Raw genomic sequence first — 19117 nt, 5'->3', positions numbered from 1 at the left:
GTCTTTCAGCCAAGGGAGGAGATGCGCAAGCCTACTCCGACGCGTTCGAGGCGTGGGATCTCTGAGCGGCGGCCGGATCGTCGGCGCGATTACCCGAAAGCGCGAGAGCTGCAGGCCAAGAGGCTTCTAAGCGATATCGGACCTGCGTGCCTCATGGGTCGATGACCAAAAGCCTGTCACGCCGCCCGAGCAATCGGTCCGGCAGCACCATGGCCGCAACCAGCAACTCAATCAGGCCGCATCCCCTAACTCCAGGGAACCTGGGGCTTCAACTTCCGTTTGTTCCCACGTCGAACCTGATCGGAGACTTTCAATGAGGTGCGTTTTGGTGATTATTGGTCTCGCATGCCTACTCGTCTCGCCCGCTGTTGGCGATCCCTGGAAGGACGAAAGCGGCAAGGGCCGATGGGGCTACGATCGCGCTCCATATCGCGCCAACAACTATGACCGCGAATACAAGCAGGAGTATCGCCAAGGCCTCTGCAAAATCGAGCGTAAGTGGGGCAAGCACGGCGAGTACAAAGAAGAAACGAAGTGCAAGGGCTATCGCGACTGACGGCCAAGCTTACGTCATTTCGCTCATGGGCGGCACTGCGTCGCTTCAGGAGCAAACCAGATATCAACGCCGTTGCGTCACGCGATCAGGTTCGTGGGTGCACCGCCAGATCGCCCGGTGCGCGAATGCGCCCAAGACCGGTGATGACATCCTGGATGCCGCTGCATTCTGACGCCTCACGCCCCCTCGAATTGCAGCCTCGCGAGCCTGGCATAAAGCCCGTTCGCCGCCACGAGTTCGGCATGCGTGCCCTGCTCGACGATCCGGCCCTGGTCCATCACCAGGATGCGGTCGCAGGACAAGACGGTTGCGAGGCGATGCGCGATCACGAGCGTGGTGCGGTGACGCATGAGTTCTTCCAGCGCGGTCTGCACCAGCGTCTCGCTTTCGGCATCGAGCGCGGAGGTTGCCTCATCCAGCAGCAAGAGCGGCGCATCGCGCAGGATGGCGCGCGCGATCGCGATGCGCTGGCGCTGGCCGCCGGAGAGCATCACGCCACGCTCGCCGAGCGCGGTCTCGAAACCTTCGGGCAGGCGGCGGATGAACTCGGCGGCATGCGCCAGTTCGGCCGCGCGTTCGACCTCGGCGTCGGTCGCGTCGGGCCGGCCGAAGCGGATGTTCTCGCGGGCACTCGCCGCAAACACCACCGAGTCCTGCGGCACCAGCGCGATGCGGGCACGGAAATCGCGCGGATCTGCGGATTTGACCGGCACGCCGTCGAGCGAGATCGTCCCGCTGCGCGGGTCGTAGAAGCGCAGCAAGAGATGAAAGATCGTGCTCTTGCCGGCGCCGGAGGGACCGACGATCGCGACCTTCTCACCGGGGCGCACCGTGAACGACACGGCGTCGAGCACCTTGACGTCGGACCGCGCCGGATAGGCGAAGCTGACCTGATCGAAGCCGACCTCGCCGCGCGCCGGCGCCGGCAGCACGCGCGGCGATGCGGGCGCGGTGATCTCGGGCCTCACGTGCAGGATCTCGAACAGGCGCTCGGCCGCGCCTGATGCCGCCGAGACCTCGCCCCAGACCTCGCTGAGCTGGCCGAGACCGGCTGCGGCGAACACGGCATAAAGCACGAACTGACCGAGCCGGCCCGGCGTGATCGCGCCGCTCAGGACGTCGTGCGAGCCGATCCAGAGGATGGCGACGACGCTCGCGAACACGATGAAGATGATGATGGCCGTGAGCACGGAGCGGGCCTGGGTCGAGGTGCGCGCCGCCTCATAGGCCTGCTCGACCTCGCCGCCGAAACGCTTCTCGGCGAATTGCTCGCTGGTATAGGCCTGCACGGTGCGGATCGCGCCGACCAGCTCGCCGGCATAGGCCGAGGCCTCGGCGAGCGTATCCTGCGCATTGCGCGACAGCCGCCGCACCCAGCGCCCGAAGGCGACCAGCGGCAGCACGATCAGGGGAATGGCCAGCAGCACGAAGCCCGACAGCTTCGGACTCGTGATCACCATCATCGCCGCGGCGCCCAGGAACATCATCAGATTGCGCAACGCGATCGAGACGGAGGCGCCGACGGCCGATTTGAGCTGGGTGGTGTCGGCGGTGAGCCGCGAGATCAGCTCGCCGCTGCGGGCGGAATCGAAGAAGGCGGGAGAGAGCGACAGCAGGTGGGCGAAGACGTCGCGCCTGAGGTCGGCGACGATGCGTTCGCCGATCGTCATCACGAGGTAGTAGCGCGCCGCGCTGGCAAGCGCGAGCACCGCGACCACCGCGAGCATCACCGAGAAATAACTGTTGATCAGCTCGATGCCCTCAGGCGTCAGGCCGAAATCGATCATCCTGCGCACCGCGATCGGCACCAGCAGCGTCGTCAATGCGGCGATCGTGAGCGCGACGAAGGCCAGCGCGGCCCGGCCGCGATAGCGGCTCACATAGGGCGCGAGCGCCAGCAGCGGCCGCAGCTTGGCGCGGCCCTTGGCGGGCTCCTCGATCAGTTCGACTTCGATCGACGGCGTGTCTGCGGCGTTCATTTGAGGCCGATCGACAATCTGGTCATCAAGCCGTTCCACTGCGCTCATGAGATCCGACCCATTGCATGCTTTCGCTCCCAATAGGCCGGTGCAAGGGTAGTGGCAAATCCGGGATGTCCCTTAGGGGCAAACCCGGCTCGCCAGCCCGACAATGGCTTGTTTTGCAAGGTTTCGTGCGGTATAGACCCGCCCAAATCCGTCATTCGCTAGCCACCCAAGAAGGCGCCGGAGCGCCGAGGAATTGCCATGAAAGCCGAAATTCATCCGGATTATCATACGATTAAGGTCGTGATGACCGACGGAACCGAGTACCTGACCCGCTCGACCTGGGGCAAGGAAGGCGACACGCTGAACCTCGACATCGACCCGAAGTCGCACCCGGCCTGGACCGGTGGCTCGCAGCAGCTGATGGACCGCGGCGGCCGCGTCTCGCGCTTCCAGAAGAAGTTTTCGGGCTTTCTCAAAAAGGATTGAGCCGGCCGCAAGGCTGGAGACGCAAACGCCCCCGCAAGCCGGGGGCGTTTTTGTTTGCGGGGTTCATGTCCCGGACGCGCTGCAACGTCCTTGCGTTGCGGCGCTGAGCCGGGACCAAGAAGGCCGCACAACTCACTGCCGCATGGGCCCCGGCTCTGCAGCGCACCGTCGAAGGGACGCTGCGCCGCGTCCGGGGCACGAGACCGAAACTACGGGCGCAAGGTCGTGGACGGAGATTGAACGCTACCGCTCGAACGCCGCCTTCAGCGCGTTGAGGTGCGGCACCAGCGGATTGCCGATCGCGGCATGCTCGGCCGGCGGGGTATGGATCGTGCTGTCGAGACGGCGCACGCGGGTCTGCAGGCTCATCGAACGATAGATCAGGTCCTGAAGCTGCGCGGGGAGCTTCTCGACGGTGTCGGCGGGGCCGGGATCGGCGGCGGTGAGCTTGACCTTGGTCTTCTCGCGGTTGGCCTGGCTCAGCGTCATCTCGCCTTCCTTCACCGCGCGGTGCAGCAGCAGCCACGAGGCGAGCTGCATCAGACGGGTGGTGAGGCGCATGCTCTCGGTCGCATAAGTGAGGCTGACGGCGCGGTCGAGTGCCTTGGCCTCGACGCGGCCGGCCCCATCGAGATAGGCAGCGGTTTCCTCGACGAGGTCCATGCCCTCACGGAACAGGTTGCCGAACGCCGCAGAGTTGGTGAACCGCTCGCTGAGTTGAACGAGAGCGCCGTCGGCCTGCAAACGTTCCATGGTTAACGCCCCTTACGCAACTGTTTGACTGTCCGGCTTGGCGCCGGCTTATGATGAACAAATCATTGCCCGGGCGGGACGCGGAGTCCAGTGACAAGCGCGGATATGGTTTCCGCGGGTCATTCGTCGGAATGCAACTGGGCGGAGACTTTCGTTCGGCGCGTTTTCGTGACGCGAGCCGGTATCCGCCCTCGCCCAAAATCGCTTTGAGCAAAAAAAGAGCCGCCGGAGACCGGCGGCTTTGAAAGTTGATAACAGGGAGGCGTCAAACAGAGTGGACAGGAGCCACTCGGTGTCCAAACGAGGACAGTTCCAGTCATAAACCCGAAAGCTTAATCGACCGTAAACGAGCCAATTTTTTCAGAGTCCGTTAGCCATGTCGGCCAGCGGCCGAGTGGGTGCGGAACAAGAGTTGGCGGTCACCCAACTCAGCGACACACTCCGCCGTCATCCCGGACAAGCGGAGCGCAGATCCGGGATCCATAGCCACCGGCGGATGTGGTGACGGGGACTCGGAGTTGCCGGCCTCGCGCAACACCTCGTCCTGGGAGTATGGGTCCCGGATCTGCGCACGCTTGAGGCGCGCTTGTCCGGGACGACCGCTGTTGATGTGGCCGGCTACTTCTTGAAAAAGTGATCCGCCGCATCGCGCGAGGCGCGCTTCCTTGTGGCGGCTTCCTCCAGTCTTGCGATCTCGGTCTTGAGCAGCGCGACGCGCTCGGTCAGTTCCTCGACCGACAACAGTGAGAGATCCTGGCCGATGTCGTGTGTGATCTTCCTGCGCGGGCGGTCGTCGTCTTCGATCGGCATCCTCGTTCCTCCTGCGTTCGCGCTGGACCATGACTGAGGCGGTTGCCAGCTTGGATGGCGCTGGCTAATCAAGGGCCTCGCTTCATCCCGCACCTTTGCCCAAGGACACATCATGGACAAGCTGCCCGCGCAAATGACCGTGATCGCCATCTCCAAGCCCGGCGGACCGGAGGTGCTGGTGCCGGAACAACGGGCGCTGCCGCAGCCCGGTCCCGACGAGATCCTCGTCAAGGTGCAGGCCGCGGGCGTCAACCGTCCCGACGTGGCACAGCGCTCCGGTGCCTATCCGCCGCCTCCCGGCGCCAGCGACCTGCCGGGCCTCGAGATCGCGGGCGAGGTGGTCGCGGTCGGCAGCAATGCCAAGCGGCACAAGGTCGGCGACAAGGTGATGTCGCTGGTGGCCGGCGGCGGCTATGCGCAGTATTGCATCGCTCAGGACGCCCAGGCGATGAGCGTGCCGCCGGCCTTGTCGATCAAGGAGGCCGGCGCGCTGCCGGAAACCCTGATGACAGTCTGGCACAACGTGTTCGAGCGCGGCGGCCTCAAGGCCGGCGAGACCCTGCTGATCCATGGGGGCTCCTCCGGTATCGGCACCATGGCGATTCAACTCGCCAAAGCCTTCGGCGCCAAGGTGTTCGTCACCGTGGGATCGCAGGACAAGATCGACGCCTGCCTCAAGCTGGGCGCCGATCGCGCCATCAACTACAAGACCGAAGACTTCGTCGCCGTGGTCAAAGCGGAGACCAACAATCTCGGCGTCAACGTGATCCTCGACATGGTCGCCGGCGAGTACGTCGATCGCAACTATGATGCCGCGGCGGTCGACGGACGCATCGTCCAGATCGCGACCCTCAACGGCCCCAAGGTCAGCGTCAACATCGCCAAGGTGATGGTCAAACGCCTGACCCATACCGGCTCGACGCTTCGCCCCCGTACTAATGCGGACAAGGCGGCGATGGTGGCCGCGATCGAGGCGAAAGTGATGCCGCTTTTGCGCGAAGGCCGCATCAAGCCGGTGATGGACAGCACTTTCCCGCTGGAAAAGGCGGCGGATGCCCACCGGCGGATGGAAACGAGCGCACATATTGGCAAAATTGTGTTGGAGGCCTAGGCCAGCGGCCTACTGGGCAAGGCGGAAACCCTTTGATTTTCCTCGCTTTCGTGGCATCTATCGCCACGCACCGAAGCACTTCCGTCCGGTCTGAAATCGCCTTTTAGATTCGCCTTGCATACAGAGTTTGCGTCGAACGCGGAGAACTGACCTTGCGTCTGATCAGGTGCCTCGCGCCCATCGCGCTGGGCCTCATGATTCTCGTCGCCGCGTATCCCGCGCGCGCGCTCGACGCCGTCAGCGTCCGCAGCGATGCGCCTGCGATCGACCTCACCGGCGTGCTCGAGCATCAGCGCAGCGATGCCGATCGTATCCAGGTCTCGACCGCGCCCGGCACCGACGGCATCGTCCGCCGCATCGAGGTGCGTGCCCGCGAAGGCGGCCAGAACTGGGTGGTGTTCGCGCTCGCCAACAACACCGACGACCAGCTCGACCGCCTGATCGTCGCGCCGCATTACCGCATCGTCTCCTCGGGGCTGCTGTGGCCCGACCTCGGCCTGTCGCGCATCGCGACCATCACGCCCTCCATCGGCGACCGGCCGGAACGCCAGGAAAGCGCCACCGCAGACGTGTTCCGCATCACGCTCGACCCCGGCGCCGTCGTCACCTTCGTTGCCGAGCTGCGAACCGACAAGCTGCCGCAGCTCTATCTGTGGGAGCCGGAAGCCTACAAGGACAAGGTCAACTCCTTCACGCTCTACCAAGGCATCGTGATCGGCATCTCCGGGCTCCTGGCGCTCGTCCTCACCATCCTGTTCGTGGTCAAGGGCAGCATCATGTTCCCGGCCGCGGCGGCGCTGGCCTGGGCCGTGCTGGTCTATATCGGCGTCGATTTCGGCTTCTGGGGCAAGGTGCTCGACATGTCGAACAACGCCGAGCGCATCTGGCGCGCGGCGGGTGAGGCGATCCTGGCGGCGACGCTGCTGGTGTTCCTGTTCGCCTATCTCAATCTCAGCCGCTGGCACGTGCGCTATTCGCACATCACGGTGGGCTGGCTGGCGTTTCTGGGGTCTCTCGTCGCGCTCGCGCTGTTCGATCCCGCCGTCGCCTCCGGAATCGCCCGCATCTCTCTGGTGCTGATCGCGTTCGCCGGCTTTGCGCTGATCGTCTATCTCTCCACCCACGGCTTCGATCGCGCCGTGCTCCTGATCCCGACCTGGTTCCTCCTGGTGGTCTGGGTGGTCGCGGCCGGCATGACGGTCGCCGGCTCCGTCACCAACGACATCGTCGGCCCTGCCCTGCTCGGCGGCCTCGTGCTGATCGTGATGCTGATCGGCTTCACGGTGATGCAGCATGCCTTTGCCGGCGGCGGCGCCACCACCGGCATCGTCTCCGACATCGAACGGCGCGCGCTGGCGCTCGCCGGCTCCGGCGATCTGATCTGGGACTGGGACGTGTCCGCCGACAAGGTCTTCACCAGCCCCGAGACGGAAGCCTTGCTCGGCCTCAAGCGCGGCACGCTGGAAGGCCCGGCCGCATCCTGGCTCGAGGTGCTGCATCCGCTCGACCAGGACCGTTTTCGCGCCGCGCTCGACAGCGTGCTCGACCAGCGGCGCGGCCGCCTGGTGCAGGATTTCCGCCTGCGCACGCCCGACGGTCACTTCATGTGGTTCGCGCTGAAGGCGCGCCCGGTGGTCGGATCCGACGGCGAGGTCTCGCGCGTGGTCGGCACCCTCACCGACGTCACCGAGCAGCGCAACGCCGAAGAGCGCCTGCTGCACGATTCCGTGCATGACAACCTGACCGGCCTGCCCAATCGCAAGCTGTTCATGGACCGGCTGGGTGCGGTGGCGAACTTCGCCAAGTCCATGCCGACGCTGCGGCCGACGCTGATGGTGATCGATCTCGACCGCTTCAAGCAGGTCAACGATTCCGTCGGCATTGCGGTCGGCGATTCCATCCTGCTGACGCTGGCCCGCCGCCTCACCCGCATCCTGAAGCCGCAGGACACGCTGGCGCGGCTGGCCGGCGACCAGTTCGGCCTGATCCTGCTCTCGGAGCAGGACCCGGCGCGCATCACCGCCTTCGCCGAGACCATCCGCAAGACCATCCGCGCGCCGATCGCCTTCAACGACCGCGAGATTTTCCTCACCGCCTCGATCGGTCTGGCGCTGTCCGATCCGCAGACCCAGCTCACGGACGAGATCATCAAGGACGCCGAGCTGGCGATGTATCACTCCAAGCGCATCGGCGGCGACCGCATCGACGTCTACAAGCCGGCCATGCGCGCGCGGAAGACCGATCGCCTGACGCTGGAAAGCGAATTGCGCCGTGCCATCGAGCGGCAGGAGATCACGATCCTGTACCAGCCGATCGTGCGGCTGGAGGATCGCTCGATCGCCGGCTTCGAGGCCCTGGCGCGGTGGGACCATCCGAAGCTCGGACGCATGGCGCCTTCGGAATTCATCACCATCGCGGAAGAGACCGGGCTGATCGTCGACCTCGGCATGTTCGTGCTCGACCAGACTGCAAAGCAGCTCTCGGTGTGGCAGCGGGCGATGCGCTCGCGCGACCCGATCTTCGCCTCCGTCAACGTGTCCTCACGGCAGCTGCTGCGCCACGACCTGATCCACGACATCCGCACCGTGCTCTCGCGCTCATCGGTGGCGCGCGGCACGCTCAAGCTCGAGCTGACGGAATCGCTGGTGATGGAGAATCCGGAGCACGCGGCGCAGATGCTGACGCGGATCCGCGAGCTCGGCACAGGGCTGTCGCTCGACGATTTCGGCACCGGTCACTCGTCGCTGGCCTATCTCCAGCGCTTCCCGTTCGACACCATCAAGATCGACCAGTCCTTCGTGCGCACCACCAGCCGCGGCACCCGTCCGGTGATCCTGAAGTCGATCATCGCGCTCGCGCACGACCTCGGCATGGACGTGGTGGCGGAGGGCGCCGAGACCGATTCCGATGCGGTCGAGCTCTACCAGATGGGCTGCGAATACGCGCAAGGCTTCGCCTTCGGCGAGCCGATGGACGCCGATGCGGCGATGCGCCTGCTGACGGAAGTGCGGCTGGAAGCGGCGAGTTGAGGCGCTCTCACCTTCGCGTCGGCTTCTGCTTCCTGAACCGCACGCTCCGGCCGTCCGGCATCCGCGTCGCCACGAAGCCCGCGGCGAGGCAGGCTTCGCGTTGCGGCATCTGGATGTCGGGGCTGCGCAGGCTGTCCCACCAGGAGGCACGATGCGCCGCGCGGGGCAGCGCCGCGCCGATGATCTCCTCGATCTGATCGAAGCTCAGCACGAATTCCTCCTGCTTCTGCCGCATCAGATAGTCGCGCAACGCGTCGTAGTCGTTCACAAGCGCCCTCTCGTCCGAAGTCCCGCCCGGCCTGCCTAAAACCGTTCGACCCATACACCGATTCTTAACTCATTGCGGCAGCGCCGTCCTGCCTTAAACACTACGCAAGCTTTCGGGCGCATCCACTTGTGTCGGGAGCGAACGATGCAGTCTGGATGGCGCGACGTCGCGGCTCGCCGGCCGTGGCGGATTTCGGCGAAGCTGCTGATCATCTCGTCCGTCGTGACGGTGATCGGCTTCTCCGCCGTATGCGTCAACGTGATGCTGGACGTGCGCCGGGGCGAGGAGGCCCTCGCTCGCCAGACGCTCGAGAACCTCGCGACCACCATCGAGTCCGACGTCAGCCGCAACATCGAAATCTACGACCTGTCGCTGAAGGCGGTCGCCAGCAACATGCTGCTGCCCGAGCTCGCCACGGTCTCCAAGCCGATCCGCCACCTGATCCTGTTCGACCACGCGACGACGGCCCGGCATTTCGGTGCCGTCCAGGTGTTCGACGCCGAGGGCCGGCTGATCATCGACGCCTCCACGCTCGATCCCCTCACCGAGAACCGGCGCGCGGAGGACTATTTCACGGTCCATCGCGACAATCCCGGAGCCGGGCTCTTCATCAGCCGCCCGATGCTGTTTCGCGGCGCCTATTCCATCGTGCTGAGCCGGCGCATCAGCGACACCGATGGCGGCTTCCTCGGCATCGTCGCCGGCTCGATCCGCTTCAGCTATTTTCACGAATTGTTCGAGCGGCTGAATCTCGATCCTGAAGACACCATCACCGTGCTCAAGCGCGACCGCACCATCATGATGCGGCGGCCGTTCGATCTCGACATCATCGGGAAGAACCTGAACGAGCGGGACAGCTGGAATGCCGACAATCTCCGGGCCGGCACCTCCTATTCCGGACGGGGCCCGGTGGACCCGACCCCGCGCCTCTACGTGCGCAGCACCGGCTCCGGTCCGCTGTTCGTGGTGGCCGGCAAGCCGTTGAGCGCCGTGTTCGAGCTCTGGCAGAGGGAGGCGTTCCGCATCGGCGCCATGGTGCTGTTGCTCGCGCTGTTCGTGCTGGGAACGACGCTGGTACTCGCGCGCGAGATCGGCCGGCGCGCCGACGCCGAGCGAAAGCTCGAGGAGATGGCGACGACGGATGCACTAACTGGCCTCAGGAATCGCCGCAAGTTCGATACCGTCATCGACGTCGAATGGCGGCGCGCGATGCGCCAGCAGGCACCGCTCGCGCTCCTGATGATCGATGCCGATCATTTCAAGGCCTACAACGACACGTTCGGCCACCAGGCCGGCGACCAGGTGCTGGTCGGCATCGCCATCTGCATCTCGGATTCGGTGAGCCGCGCCGGCGACTGCGCCGCGCGCTATGGCGGCGAGGAATTCGCCGTGCTGCTGCCGAACACCTCGGCCGAGGACGCCTTCAAGGTCGCCGAAAAGATCCGCCTCAAGGTGCAGGGCTGGTCCGACGATCAGGTGGTCTCGACGGTCTCCTGCGGAATCGCCAGCTTCGTGCCCGCCGCCGGCATGGACTGGCCGATCCTGGTCTCCGCCGCCGACAAGGCGCTTTATGCCGCGAAAGCCGCTGGCCGCAACCAGTCGGTGCTCGCGAGCCTGTCGAAGCTGTCACTGGTAGCTTAAGGCAAAGTGATGGTCATTCGGCGGTGAAGCGCTACGCAAAAGGTGTCGTCCCTGCGAACGCAGGGACGACAGCGGAGTTTGTGGCCCCGCTATTGCCCCAGATACTTATTGCCCCAGATACTTCTTCATCTCGGCGATCAGCCCGTCGCGCAATTCCGGACGCTTCATGCCGTAGGCGATGTTGGCGCGCAGGAAGCCGGGCTTGGAGCCGCAATCGTGGCGCTCGCCCTCGAACTCGACGCCGTAGAATTTCTGCGACTTGGCTAGCCCGATCATGGCGTCGGTGAGCTGGATCTCGCCGCCGGCGCCGCGCTCCTGGGTTTCCAGGATCTTGAAGATCTCCGGCTGGAGGATGTAGCGGCCGGTGATCGAGAGATTGGAGGGCGCCGTACCCTTGGCCGGCTTCTCCACCATGCCATCGACCTCGAACATCTTGCCGTTGCGCTTGCCGACACCGCAGATGCCGTATTGATGGGTCAGGTGATCGGGAACCGCCTCGACCGCGATCAGATTGGATTTCTCGCCAAGCGAGGATGCCGTCTCGATCATCTGCTTCAGGCAGCCGGGCGTGTTGAGCACGAGCTCGTCGGGCAGCACGACGGCGAACGGCTCGTTGCCGACGATGTCGCGCGCGCACCAGACGGCATGGCCGAGGCCGAGCGGCGCCTGCTGGCGGGTGAAGCTGACGGCGCCGGCTTCCGGCTGGTTCTGCGTCAGGATCTCCTGCTCGGCCTTCTTGCCGCGGGCGGCCAGCGTCGTGTCGAGCTCGAACATGCGGTCGAAATGATCCTCGATGACGCTCTTGTTGCGGCCGGTGACGAAGATGAAGTGCTCGATGCCGGCTTCCTTCGCTTCGTCATAGACGTACTGGATCAAGGGCTTGTCGACGATGGTCAGCATTTCCTTCGGCATCGCCTTGGTGGCAGGCAGGACGCGGGTGCCGAGGCCGGCGACGGGGAATACAGCTTTGCGAATTTTCATGTGATCGATCGAATACCTGGAGGCACATGGGAACGGAGCAATGCATCTTGCTAGCCTGTTTGCAGCCGCCAACAAAGGCGGATGTGGGGCCTCGCCCCGACAGAGTTGAGAAAAAGGCCGCCACCAAAATTTCACCTTTGTTAAGCTATTGGCAACGCTAACCAGGCCTCCTGTGGCGGATATCAGGCCGACGGGTGGGACATGACGCAAACGATGGCAGGTCCGGCAAAACGGATGGGATTTCTGACCGGCGCAGCGATGATGGCCACCGCCTTGCTGCTGCCGGCATGTGCGCACGCCCAGGCGCAGAACGGCCTGTCCAACCTGTTCGGCGGCATCTTCTCCGGCCCCACCCCCGCGCCCTCGCAACCTGCGCCCGGCCCGCAAACGGGAGCGTTACCCTGGAGCGGCGAGGACGGCGCCTCCGGCCATCCGCTCATGACGGCCGCCGCGATCCGCGAGGCCGCCGGCAACTTCAACAATTGCGTCGTCGCGATGTGGCCCGATGCCGCACGGCGCGGCATCACGCAGGAGAATTTTCAACGCTTCACGGCCGGGCTCTCACCCGACCTGCGCATCATGGACCTGATGGATTCGCAGCCGGAATTCACCAAGTCGATCTGGGCCTATCTCGACATCCTGGTGAACGACAACCGCCTCGCCAAGGGCCGCGAGGTGCTCGCGAAGTACAAGGCGCAGTTCGACGCCACCGAAAGGGCCACCGGTGTCGACCGCTACATCATCGCCTCGATCTGGGGCATCGAGTCCAATTACTCGACGCAGATGGGCGACCGCAGCGTGCTGCAATCGACCGCGACGCTCGCCTGCATCGGCCGCCGCCAGGCGTATTTCAGGGATGAGTTCCTCTCCGCGCTGGAGATCCTCAACCGCGGCGATCTGCGCCCAGAGCAATTGCGCGGCTCCTGGGCCGGCGCCTTCGGCCCGACGCAGTTCATGCCGACCGCGTTCAAGCGTTTTGCGGTGGATGGCGATGGCGACGGCAGGCGCGATGTGGTCGACAATCCGACCGACCTGATCGCCTCCACCGCCAACAATCTCAAGAGGGACGGCTGGCAGGCCGGCCAGACCTGGGGCTATGAGGTCGTGGTGCCGCAGGGCTTCAACTACATGCTGGCCGACCGCGCCAAGGCGATGCCGATCGCGCAATGGGAGAAGCTCGGGCTAAAGCGGGCAACCGGCCAGCCCTTCCCGCATACGGCCGAGAAAGCGTACCTGCTGGCGCCGGCGGGCGCCCAGGGACCGGGCTTCCTGATGCTGCAGAACTACCGCGTCATCATGAAGTACAATCCGGCCGAGGCCTATGCGCTGGCGATCGGTCATTTCGCCGACCGTCTGCGCGGTGGACAGCCCTTCGTACAGCCCTGGCCACGGCAGGAGCGGGAGCTGTCGCGCACCGAACGGCTGGAACTGCAGCAATTGCTGGCTCAGCGCGGCTTCTACAGGGGCACCCCGGACGGCCAGTTCGGCGGCCAGACCCGGGAAGCCCTGCGCAGCTTCCAGGCCTCGGTCGGGGTGCCCGCCGACGGATTTGCGTCGTCCGACGTGCTGGACCGGCTGCGGGCGCGCTGAAATCGCGGCGAAAGTGACCTTGAACGGGATTTTGACCGCCGGCCTTGACGGGGGCGCTGTTCCCCCGTGTATGGGGCGAGAATCTGCAAAGAAACTGCCCGTTTGGCGCCTGATTCCGTTATTATATCCGAGTAACTTCCTATCCGCGTTGCGCGTGCCCGAGATCGCATGTCGAAGAAGTCCCTTTTCAAGGCGCTGACCGAGACCGGCCCGTTGATCGCGCTGGGGACGGCGCTTGCTATCCTGGTCTCGGTCGTAGGCCCCGCCTCGGCGCAGTTCTTCAACTTCCCCGGTTTCGGCGGCCCGCCGCAGCGCGCGGCCCCGCCACCACGGGGCGGCGGCGGAGGCGGCGGATGGTTCGGCGGCGACTTCTTCGCACCGTACCCGCCGCAACAGCCACAGGCGCCGCGTCAGGATTTTTCGCGCGCGCCGGCGCCGGCGAAGCGCGACACTATTCCTGAGAAGAACGTGCTGGTGATCGGCGATGCCATGGCTGACTGGCTCGCTTACGGCCTGGAAGACGCCTACAGCGAGCAGCCCGACATGGGCGTGATCCGCAAGCACAAGACCACGTCGGGCCTCATCAAGTATCAGCCGAAGGGTGAGCCCGCGGACTGGGCGGCGGCGGCCAGGGGCATTCTCGAGACCGAGAAGCCCGACGTGATCGTCGTCATGCTCGGCCTCAACGACCGCTCCGCGATCCGCGAGCCTGCTGCCGACAAGGCGGCCACGGAGAAAGACAAGGACAAGAAGAACGACAAAGGGGCGCGCGCCAAGCCGCCAGCAAAGCCGGGCGAGGCCAAGCCCGGCGACACCGCCGCCGCCAGGTCTGACGACAAGCCTGCCGATGCCGATCTGCCGCAGGACGATGCCGACAATGCCGATACGCCCGCGGCGGCGCCGGAGAAGACCGCGCGGAACCCGAACGGCCTCTACGAATTCCGCGACGACCGCTGGGTCGAACTCTACGGCAAGAAGATCGAGGAGCTCGCCAACATCCTCAAGGCCAAGGGCGTGCCGGTGCTCTGGGTCGGGCTGCCTGCGGTTCGCGGACCGAAGGGCACCGCGGACACGCTGTTCCTGGATTCGCTGTACCGCGAGGGGGCGGCCAAAGCCGGCATCACTTATGTGGACGTTTGGGACGGCTTCGTCGACGAAGCCGGCCGCTTCCTCCAGAAGGGGCCGGATTTCGAAGGCCAGATCCGTCAGCTCCGCAGCTCCGACGGGATCTATTTCACCAGGGCCGGCGCGCGCAAGCTTGCGCACTATGTCGAGCGCGAGATCACGCGCCTGCTTGCGGGACGCTCCGGCCCGATCGCGCTGCCGAGCGAGCCTGGAACCCCCGATACCAGCGCCGAGCCGGGCAAGCCCGCGCCGCGGCCGCTGGCCGGACCGATCGTGCCGCTGGTTGCTGCCTCGATATCGACCGATCAATTGCTGGGCGGCCCGGGCACGCGTCCCGCCGCCGTCGACGCACTCGCTGCTAAGACCATGGTGAAGGGTGAGCCGCTCGCGGCTCCGGCCGGTCGCGCCGACGATTACGCCTGGCCGCGCCGCGAAGTCGGCCGCGAGCAGGCGAAGGGCGATACGCCGATGGCGACGACGACGCCCGACGGCGGCGCGGCTCAGGGGTCGCCGGGCGCGGCTGCGGCAATCGCGCCGCCAAAGCTCGCGCCGAAGAAGCCACAGGTCCTGCCGCAACAGCCGGCGCAGTCGACGCCCTCAGTCCGGGATTTCTTCGGCTTCGGCTCGCCGCAGCCACCGCCGCCACGTCAACTGGCTCCGGCGCCAGGGCCGCGTAATCCGAATTCAAATCCAGCGATCCCGCGGCCGCCTGGCAATGTCGGGCGATCGGCGGAGATGTTCCGGTAGCTTGCTTGGTCGATTTGGGATGTCATTTCGGGGCGCGCGCGACGCGGCCCGGAAACATCGTCACGAATGAATTCCGGGCCCGCACCAGGAGGTGCGAGCCCGGAATGACGTGGCAGTGGCTCAACCTTAATGGCGCCAGCGCGGCGGCGGGCGCCGCGCGGGTCGCGACATCAGGAGCGCCAGCGCGAAGCCGATGCCGCCGGCGACCAGCAGCGCGCCGAGCGGGTTGTCCTGCACCTTCTGCGCAATGGCCTTCGAGCCGTCGCGGAAGGTTTCGCCACTGTTCTCGTAGGCGTCCTTGGCATAGCCCGCAGCGGTGTCCGTGGCATCGCGCACGGCATCCTTGGCTTGGCCGTAGAGATTCTGCACCGTGCCTGCAGCTTCCCGCGCCTTGCCCGACGCCTGCGTCTTGGCATCGCCTGCGATGTCTCCGATCGCGCCTTCCGCGCGTCCGGCATATTCCTTGGCCGATCCAACTATCCGATCCGTGTCCATGACGTTCCTCCTCGGGGGTCAGCCCAAGTAACCGATCAGGAGCAGCGCAGTTCCATGGCGATCAGAGAATGAGGCCGCCATCGACGACCAGCGTCTGGCCGATGATGTAGGACGACAGCGGCGAGGCCAGGAACAGCGCCGCGCCCGCCATGTCGGCCGGCGTGCCCAATCGCCGCAGCGGGATGCGCGCGAGCGCGCCTTCGAGCCGCTTCGGATTGTCGGTCGTTACCTTCGTCATCTTGGTGTCGACGAGCCCCGGCGCAATGCCGTTGACGCGGATGCCGTCCTCGGCCCACGCCTCGCCCAGCGTCCGCGTCAATCCCACCGCGCCGGTCTTCGACGCATTGTAGGCGGGATTGCCCATGGTGGAATGATAGGCCGCGGTCGAGGACACGATGATCAGCGCCCCCTTGGAATCCTGCAACATGGAATGGAATCGCGTCGCGCAGGCCATCAGGCTCATCAGGTTGACCTCGACCACCTTGCGAAAGCCGGCCATCTCGAACTCGCCGCGGCGGTAGAGCACCGCGCCCTGCGCGAGCACGAGCACGTCGAGCCTGTCGAAGGACGGCTTGAACGCCTCGACCGCTCCGGCATTGCCGACGTCGAGCTGGGCATAGGCGAGGCCCGTGAGATCGGAGCCTTCCTCGATGGAATATTCCGCGGGCCGGGCACGCGTGCCGCAAACCGCGACATGCGCACGCCTCGCGCGAAACGCCTGCGCGATGCCGTTGCCGATGCCGCTGGAACCGCCGACCACCAGCACCTGCTTGCCTGAGAAATCGAGCTCGTTCGCCATCGCGGGCCTCCCCTTTTCGTCTTGCTTGTTTGACCTGTCTGCGGATCGATGCCAGCCTTGTCAATCATAACAAGAACAAGCATAGCGCGAGGAAACAGCATGTCCGACGTCAAGGAGCTCAGCCGGTCCGTGAAGGGTCTGACCGTCCTCATCACCGGCGCGGCAAGCGGCATGGGCCGCGCGACGGCGCGCGTGTTCGCCAGCGAGGGTGCCAACGTTGCCGTCACGGATTTCGACGAGCAGGGCGCGCATGCGGTCGCCAAGGAGATCACGGCCAGCGGTGGCGCAGCAAGGGCGTGGAAACTCGATGTCGGCGATGGCGGCGAGATCAAGCGCGTGGTCGGCGATGTCGCCGCGTATTTCGGGGCAATCGACATCGTCGTCAACAATGCCGGCATCTCCGTGCGTGTCGCGATCGACGATGAGGCTTATGAGGACGCCTGGGCCAGGGGCATCGCCGTGATGCTGACGGCGCATCCGCGCATCATCCGCGCTGCGCTGCCGCACCTGCGCAAGTCGAAGAGCCCGCGCATCGTCAACATCGCTTCGACCGAGGCGCTCGGGGCCACCGCATTGCACAGCCCGTATTCGGCAGCGAAGGGCGGCGTTGCGAGCCTCACCCGCTCGCTGGCGGTGGAGCTCGGCCGCGGGGGCATCACCGTCAACTGCATCTGCCCGGGGCCGATTCGCACAGCCATCACCGACCGCATCTCCGAGGAGCACAAGACGATCTACGCCAAGCGCCGCACCGCGCTCGGCCGCTACGGCGACCCTGAAGAGGTCGCGCATATGACGCTGAGCCTGTGCCTGCCGGCGGCGTCGTTCCTCACCGGCGCCGTGATTCCGGTCGACGGCGGATTGATGGCGCGGAACGCGTGACGGCCATGCGATCGAAGCGTTGACAACGACTGACGCGGGAGTAGCTTTTTTCATCGACAGAGCGGGACCAACCGCTCGCGACCCGCGGGAGAAACGTCATGACGATCGCCATCCGGCAGCTTCAGAAGCATTTTGTCGGCGAGGTTTCCGGCCTCGATTTGCGAAAGCCTCTCACCGAGGCTGAGGCGCGCGAGGTCGAGGCCGCCATGGACAGATACGCGGTGCTGGTTTTCCATGACCAGGACATCACTGACGAGCAGCAGATGGCGTTCGCGCTGAATTTCGGCCAGCGCGAGGACGCGCGCGGCGGCACCGTCACCAAGGAGAAGGACTACCGTCTGCAATCCGGCCTGAACGACGTCTCCAATCTCGGCAAGGACGGCAAGCCGCTGGCGAAGGAAAGCCGCGCGCATCTGTTCAATCTCGGCAATTGCCTGTGGCACTCCGACAGCTCTTTTCGTCCCATCCCGGCAAAATTCTCGCTGCTGTCGGCGCGCGTTGTGAACCCGAAGGGCGGCAATACCGAATTCGCCGACATGCGCGCCGCCTATGACGCCCTCGACGACGAGACCAAGGCCGAGATCGAGGATCTCGTCTGCGAGCACTCGCTGATGTATTCGCGCGGTTCGCTCGGCTTCACCGAATATACCGACGAGGAGAAGGAGATGTTCAAGCCGGTGCTGCAACGGCTGGTGCGCACCCATCCCGTCCATCGCCGCAAATCACTGTATCTCTCGTCGCATGCCGGCCAGATCGTGGGCATGAGCGTGCCCGAGGGTCGCCTGTTGCTGCGCGACCTGACCGAGCACGCGACGCAACCCGAGTTCGTCTACGTCCACAAATGGAAGCTGCATGACCTGGTGATGTGGGACAATCGCCAGACCATGCACCGCGTCCGTCGCTACGACCAGTCGCAGCCTCGCGACATGCGCAGGGCAACGGTGGCGGGGACCGAGCCGACGGTACAGCAGCAGGCGGCGGAGTAGGCGCCGTCCCATTTCGCAGTCGTCCCGAGCAACAGGGACGATACGGAAGCGGGTACGACGATATAGGGGCGACAGCGTCTCGACAGACTCCGTCATTGCGAGCGAACCGAAGCAATCCAGAGCGTCTCCGCGGAGGGATTCTGGATTGCTTCGTCGCTTCGCTCCTCGCAATGACGGCGGTGAGCGTTATGCTACGCTCGCGACCCTACGCGTGCCCGGCCTCGTTCGAGAGCATGCCGGGATCGATACCGATCTTCTGCAAAGCGCGGGTGTATTTGTCGTCGACGTCGTCGCCGAAGATCAGATCCGCATCGGCGTCGCAATGCAGCCAGCCGTTGCTCTGGATCTCGGTTTCGAGCTGTCCCGGTGCCCAACCAGCATAGCCCAGCGCGAGGATGGCGTGCTTGGGGCCGGAGCCGTTGGCGATCGCGCGCAGGATGTCGACCGTGGCGGTGAGGCAGACGCCGTCGTCGATCCGCAGCGTCGCATTCTCGATGTAGAAATCGCTGGAATGCAGCACGAAGCCGCGGCCGGTGTCGACCGGGCCGCCGCGCAGCACCTTCATGCTTTCGGCATTCTCTGGCAGCTTGATGTGCTCGCCCTTCCTGATGATGCCGAGCTGCTGCAAGAGCTCCGGGAAATCGATGCTGCCGGCCGGGTGATTCACGATGATGCCCATCGCTCCCTCGGCGGAATGGGCGCAGAGATAGATCACCGAGCGCTCGAACCGGGAATCGCCCATTACGGGCATTGCGATCAGGAGCTGGCCGTCGAGATAACCGGCCGAACTGGGCAGCGCGTGGCCCGAGCTGCGGGTGCTTTCGCCCGTCCTCTTGCCTGTGGGAGCCATCGGTGAAGCACTCCGGTTTCAATTCCTATCCTGATGTCGGACCG

17 protein-coding genes are annotated in these 19117 nt (G+C 65.3%); 9 read left to right on the top strand and 8 right to left on the bottom strand.

What is annotated here, in order from left to right; translation table 11 throughout:
• Nucleotides 1–313 precede the first annotated feature (313 nt).
• Nucleotides 314–556 carry a hypothetical protein gene (locus ACYCVF_RS32865; RefSeq protein WP_459603783.1) on the top strand — a complete coding sequence of 81 codons (243 nt, stop codon included), beginning with the start codon at nucleotides 314–316 and terminating at the stop codon, nucleotides 554–556.
• A gap of 176 nt (nucleotides 557–732) precedes the next feature.
• Here ACYCVF_RS32865 and ACYCVF_RS32860 read toward each other — a convergent pair whose 3' ends face one another.
• Nucleotides 733–2583, bottom strand: a complete 1851-nt coding sequence (locus ACYCVF_RS32860; protein ID WP_459603782.1) for an ABC transporter ATP-binding protein/permease — start codon at nucleotides 2581–2583, stop codon at nucleotides 733–735.
• 198 nt (nucleotides 2584–2781) lie between these two features.
• On the opposite strand from ACYCVF_RS32860, the gene rpmE reads away from it, so the two are divergent.
• Nucleotides 2782–3009 (top strand): 50S ribosomal protein L31, encoded by a 228-nt coding sequence (gene rpmE, locus ACYCVF_RS32855; RefSeq protein ID WP_097659924.1) that lies wholly within the window; start codon nucleotides 2782–2784, stop codon nucleotides 3007–3009.
• Nucleotides 3010–3252: 243 nt separating this feature from the next.
• On the opposite strand, the gene rcdA is transcribed toward rpmE, so the two are convergent.
• A complete protein-coding gene (gene rcdA / locus ACYCVF_RS32850) occupies nucleotides 3253–3762 on the bottom strand; it encodes a protease adaptor protein RcdA (protein WP_459603781.1) in 510 nt (169 codons plus the stop codon).
• Nucleotides 3763–4380: 618 nt separating this feature from the next.
• The gene (locus tag ACYCVF_RS32845) at nucleotides 4381–4572 is read right to left on the bottom strand and encodes a DUF1192 domain-containing protein (protein ID WP_459603780.1); all 192 of its coding nucleotides are present in this window, start codon (nucleotides 4570–4572) and stop codon (nucleotides 4381–4383) included.
• A 112-nt stretch (nucleotides 4573–4684) separates the two neighbouring features.
• On the opposite strand from ACYCVF_RS32845, the gene ACYCVF_RS32840 reads away from it, so the two are divergent.
• Together ACYCVF_RS32840 and ACYCVF_RS32835 are read left to right on the top strand one after the other, a co-directional pair.
• Entirely contained in the window at nucleotides 4685–5683 is a 999-nt protein-coding gene (locus ACYCVF_RS32840) for an NAD(P)H-quinone oxidoreductase (protein ID WP_459603779.1), read from the top strand.
• 152 nt (nucleotides 5684–5835) lie between these two features.
• Complete coding sequence (locus tag ACYCVF_RS32835; protein WP_061025133.1) at nucleotides 5836–8712, top strand: EAL domain-containing protein; 2877 nt, start codon at nucleotides 5836–5838, stop codon at nucleotides 8710–8712.
• A 7-nt stretch (nucleotides 8713–8719) separates the two neighbouring features.
• Here the strand turns inward: ACYCVF_RS32835 and ACYCVF_RS32830 are convergent, their stop codons facing one another.
• Nucleotides 8720–8980: a DUF7662 domain-containing protein gene (locus ACYCVF_RS32830; protein ID WP_459603778.1), complete on the bottom strand. Its 261-nt coding sequence runs from the start codon at nucleotides 8978–8980 to the stop codon at nucleotides 8720–8722.
• A gap of 144 nt (nucleotides 8981–9124) precedes the next feature.
• Here ACYCVF_RS32830 and ACYCVF_RS32825 point away from each other — a divergent pair, with 144 nt between their 5' ends.
• Nucleotides 9125–10621, top strand: a complete 1497-nt coding sequence (locus ACYCVF_RS32825) for a sensor domain-containing diguanylate cyclase (protein WP_459603777.1) — start codon at nucleotides 9125–9127, stop codon at nucleotides 10619–10621.
• 105 nt (nucleotides 10622–10726) lie between these two features.
• On the opposite strand, the gene ACYCVF_RS32820 is transcribed toward ACYCVF_RS32825, so the two are convergent.
• Nucleotides 10727–11602: a UTP--glucose-1-phosphate uridylyltransferase gene (locus ACYCVF_RS32820; RefSeq protein ID WP_459603776.1), complete on the bottom strand. Its 876-nt coding sequence runs from the start codon at nucleotides 11600–11602 to the stop codon at nucleotides 10727–10729.
• Nucleotides 11603–11836: 234 nt separating this feature from the next.
• Here ACYCVF_RS32820 and ACYCVF_RS32815 point away from each other — a divergent pair, with 234 nt between their 5' ends.
• Nucleotides 11837–13192, top strand: coding sequence for a lytic murein transglycosylase (locus ACYCVF_RS32815; protein ID WP_459603775.1), 1356 nt, complete (start codon nucleotides 11837–11839; stop codon nucleotides 13190–13192).
• Nucleotides 13193–13360: 168 nt separating this feature from the next.
• Nucleotides 13361–15064, top strand: a complete 1704-nt coding sequence (locus ACYCVF_RS32810) for an SGNH/GDSL hydrolase family protein (protein ID WP_459603774.1) — start codon at nucleotides 13361–13363, stop codon at nucleotides 15062–15064.
• Nucleotides 15065–15190: 126 nt separating this feature from the next.
• Here ACYCVF_RS32810 and ACYCVF_RS32805 read toward each other — a convergent pair whose 3' ends face one another.
• Nucleotides 15191–15559: a CsbD family protein gene (locus ACYCVF_RS32805; protein ID WP_459603773.1), complete on the bottom strand. Its 369-nt coding sequence runs from the start codon at nucleotides 15557–15559 to the stop codon at nucleotides 15191–15193.
• A 61-nt stretch (nucleotides 15560–15620) separates the two neighbouring features.
• Nucleotides 15621–16358, bottom strand: a complete 738-nt coding sequence (locus ACYCVF_RS32800; protein ID WP_459603772.1) for an SDR family NAD(P)-dependent oxidoreductase — start codon at nucleotides 16356–16358, stop codon at nucleotides 15621–15623.
• A 99-nt stretch (nucleotides 16359–16457) separates the two neighbouring features.
• Between ACYCVF_RS32800 and ACYCVF_RS32795 the strand changes: the two genes are divergently transcribed.
• Nucleotides 16458–17237 carry an SDR family NAD(P)-dependent oxidoreductase gene (locus ACYCVF_RS32795; protein ID WP_459603771.1) on the top strand — a complete coding sequence of 260 codons (780 nt, stop codon included), beginning with the start codon at nucleotides 16458–16460 and terminating at the stop codon, nucleotides 17235–17237.
• A gap of 98 nt (nucleotides 17238–17335) precedes the next feature.
• Nucleotides 17336–18223 carry a TauD/TfdA dioxygenase family protein gene (locus ACYCVF_RS32790; protein ID WP_459603770.1) on the top strand — a complete coding sequence of 296 codons (888 nt, stop codon included), beginning with the start codon at nucleotides 17336–17338 and terminating at the stop codon, nucleotides 18221–18223.
• 205 nt (nucleotides 18224–18428) lie between these two features.
• On the opposite strand, the gene ACYCVF_RS32785 is transcribed toward ACYCVF_RS32790, so the two are convergent.
• Nucleotides 18429–19073: a YqgE/AlgH family protein gene (locus tag ACYCVF_RS32785; protein WP_459603769.1), complete on the bottom strand. Its 645-nt coding sequence runs from the start codon at nucleotides 19071–19073 to the stop codon at nucleotides 18429–18431.
• Between the last annotated feature and the right edge of the window lie 44 nt (nucleotides 19074–19117).

This window comes from Bradyrhizobium cedriense, assembly GCF_054602315.1.
This window is presented reverse-complemented; position numbering and strand designations above follow the sequence as displayed.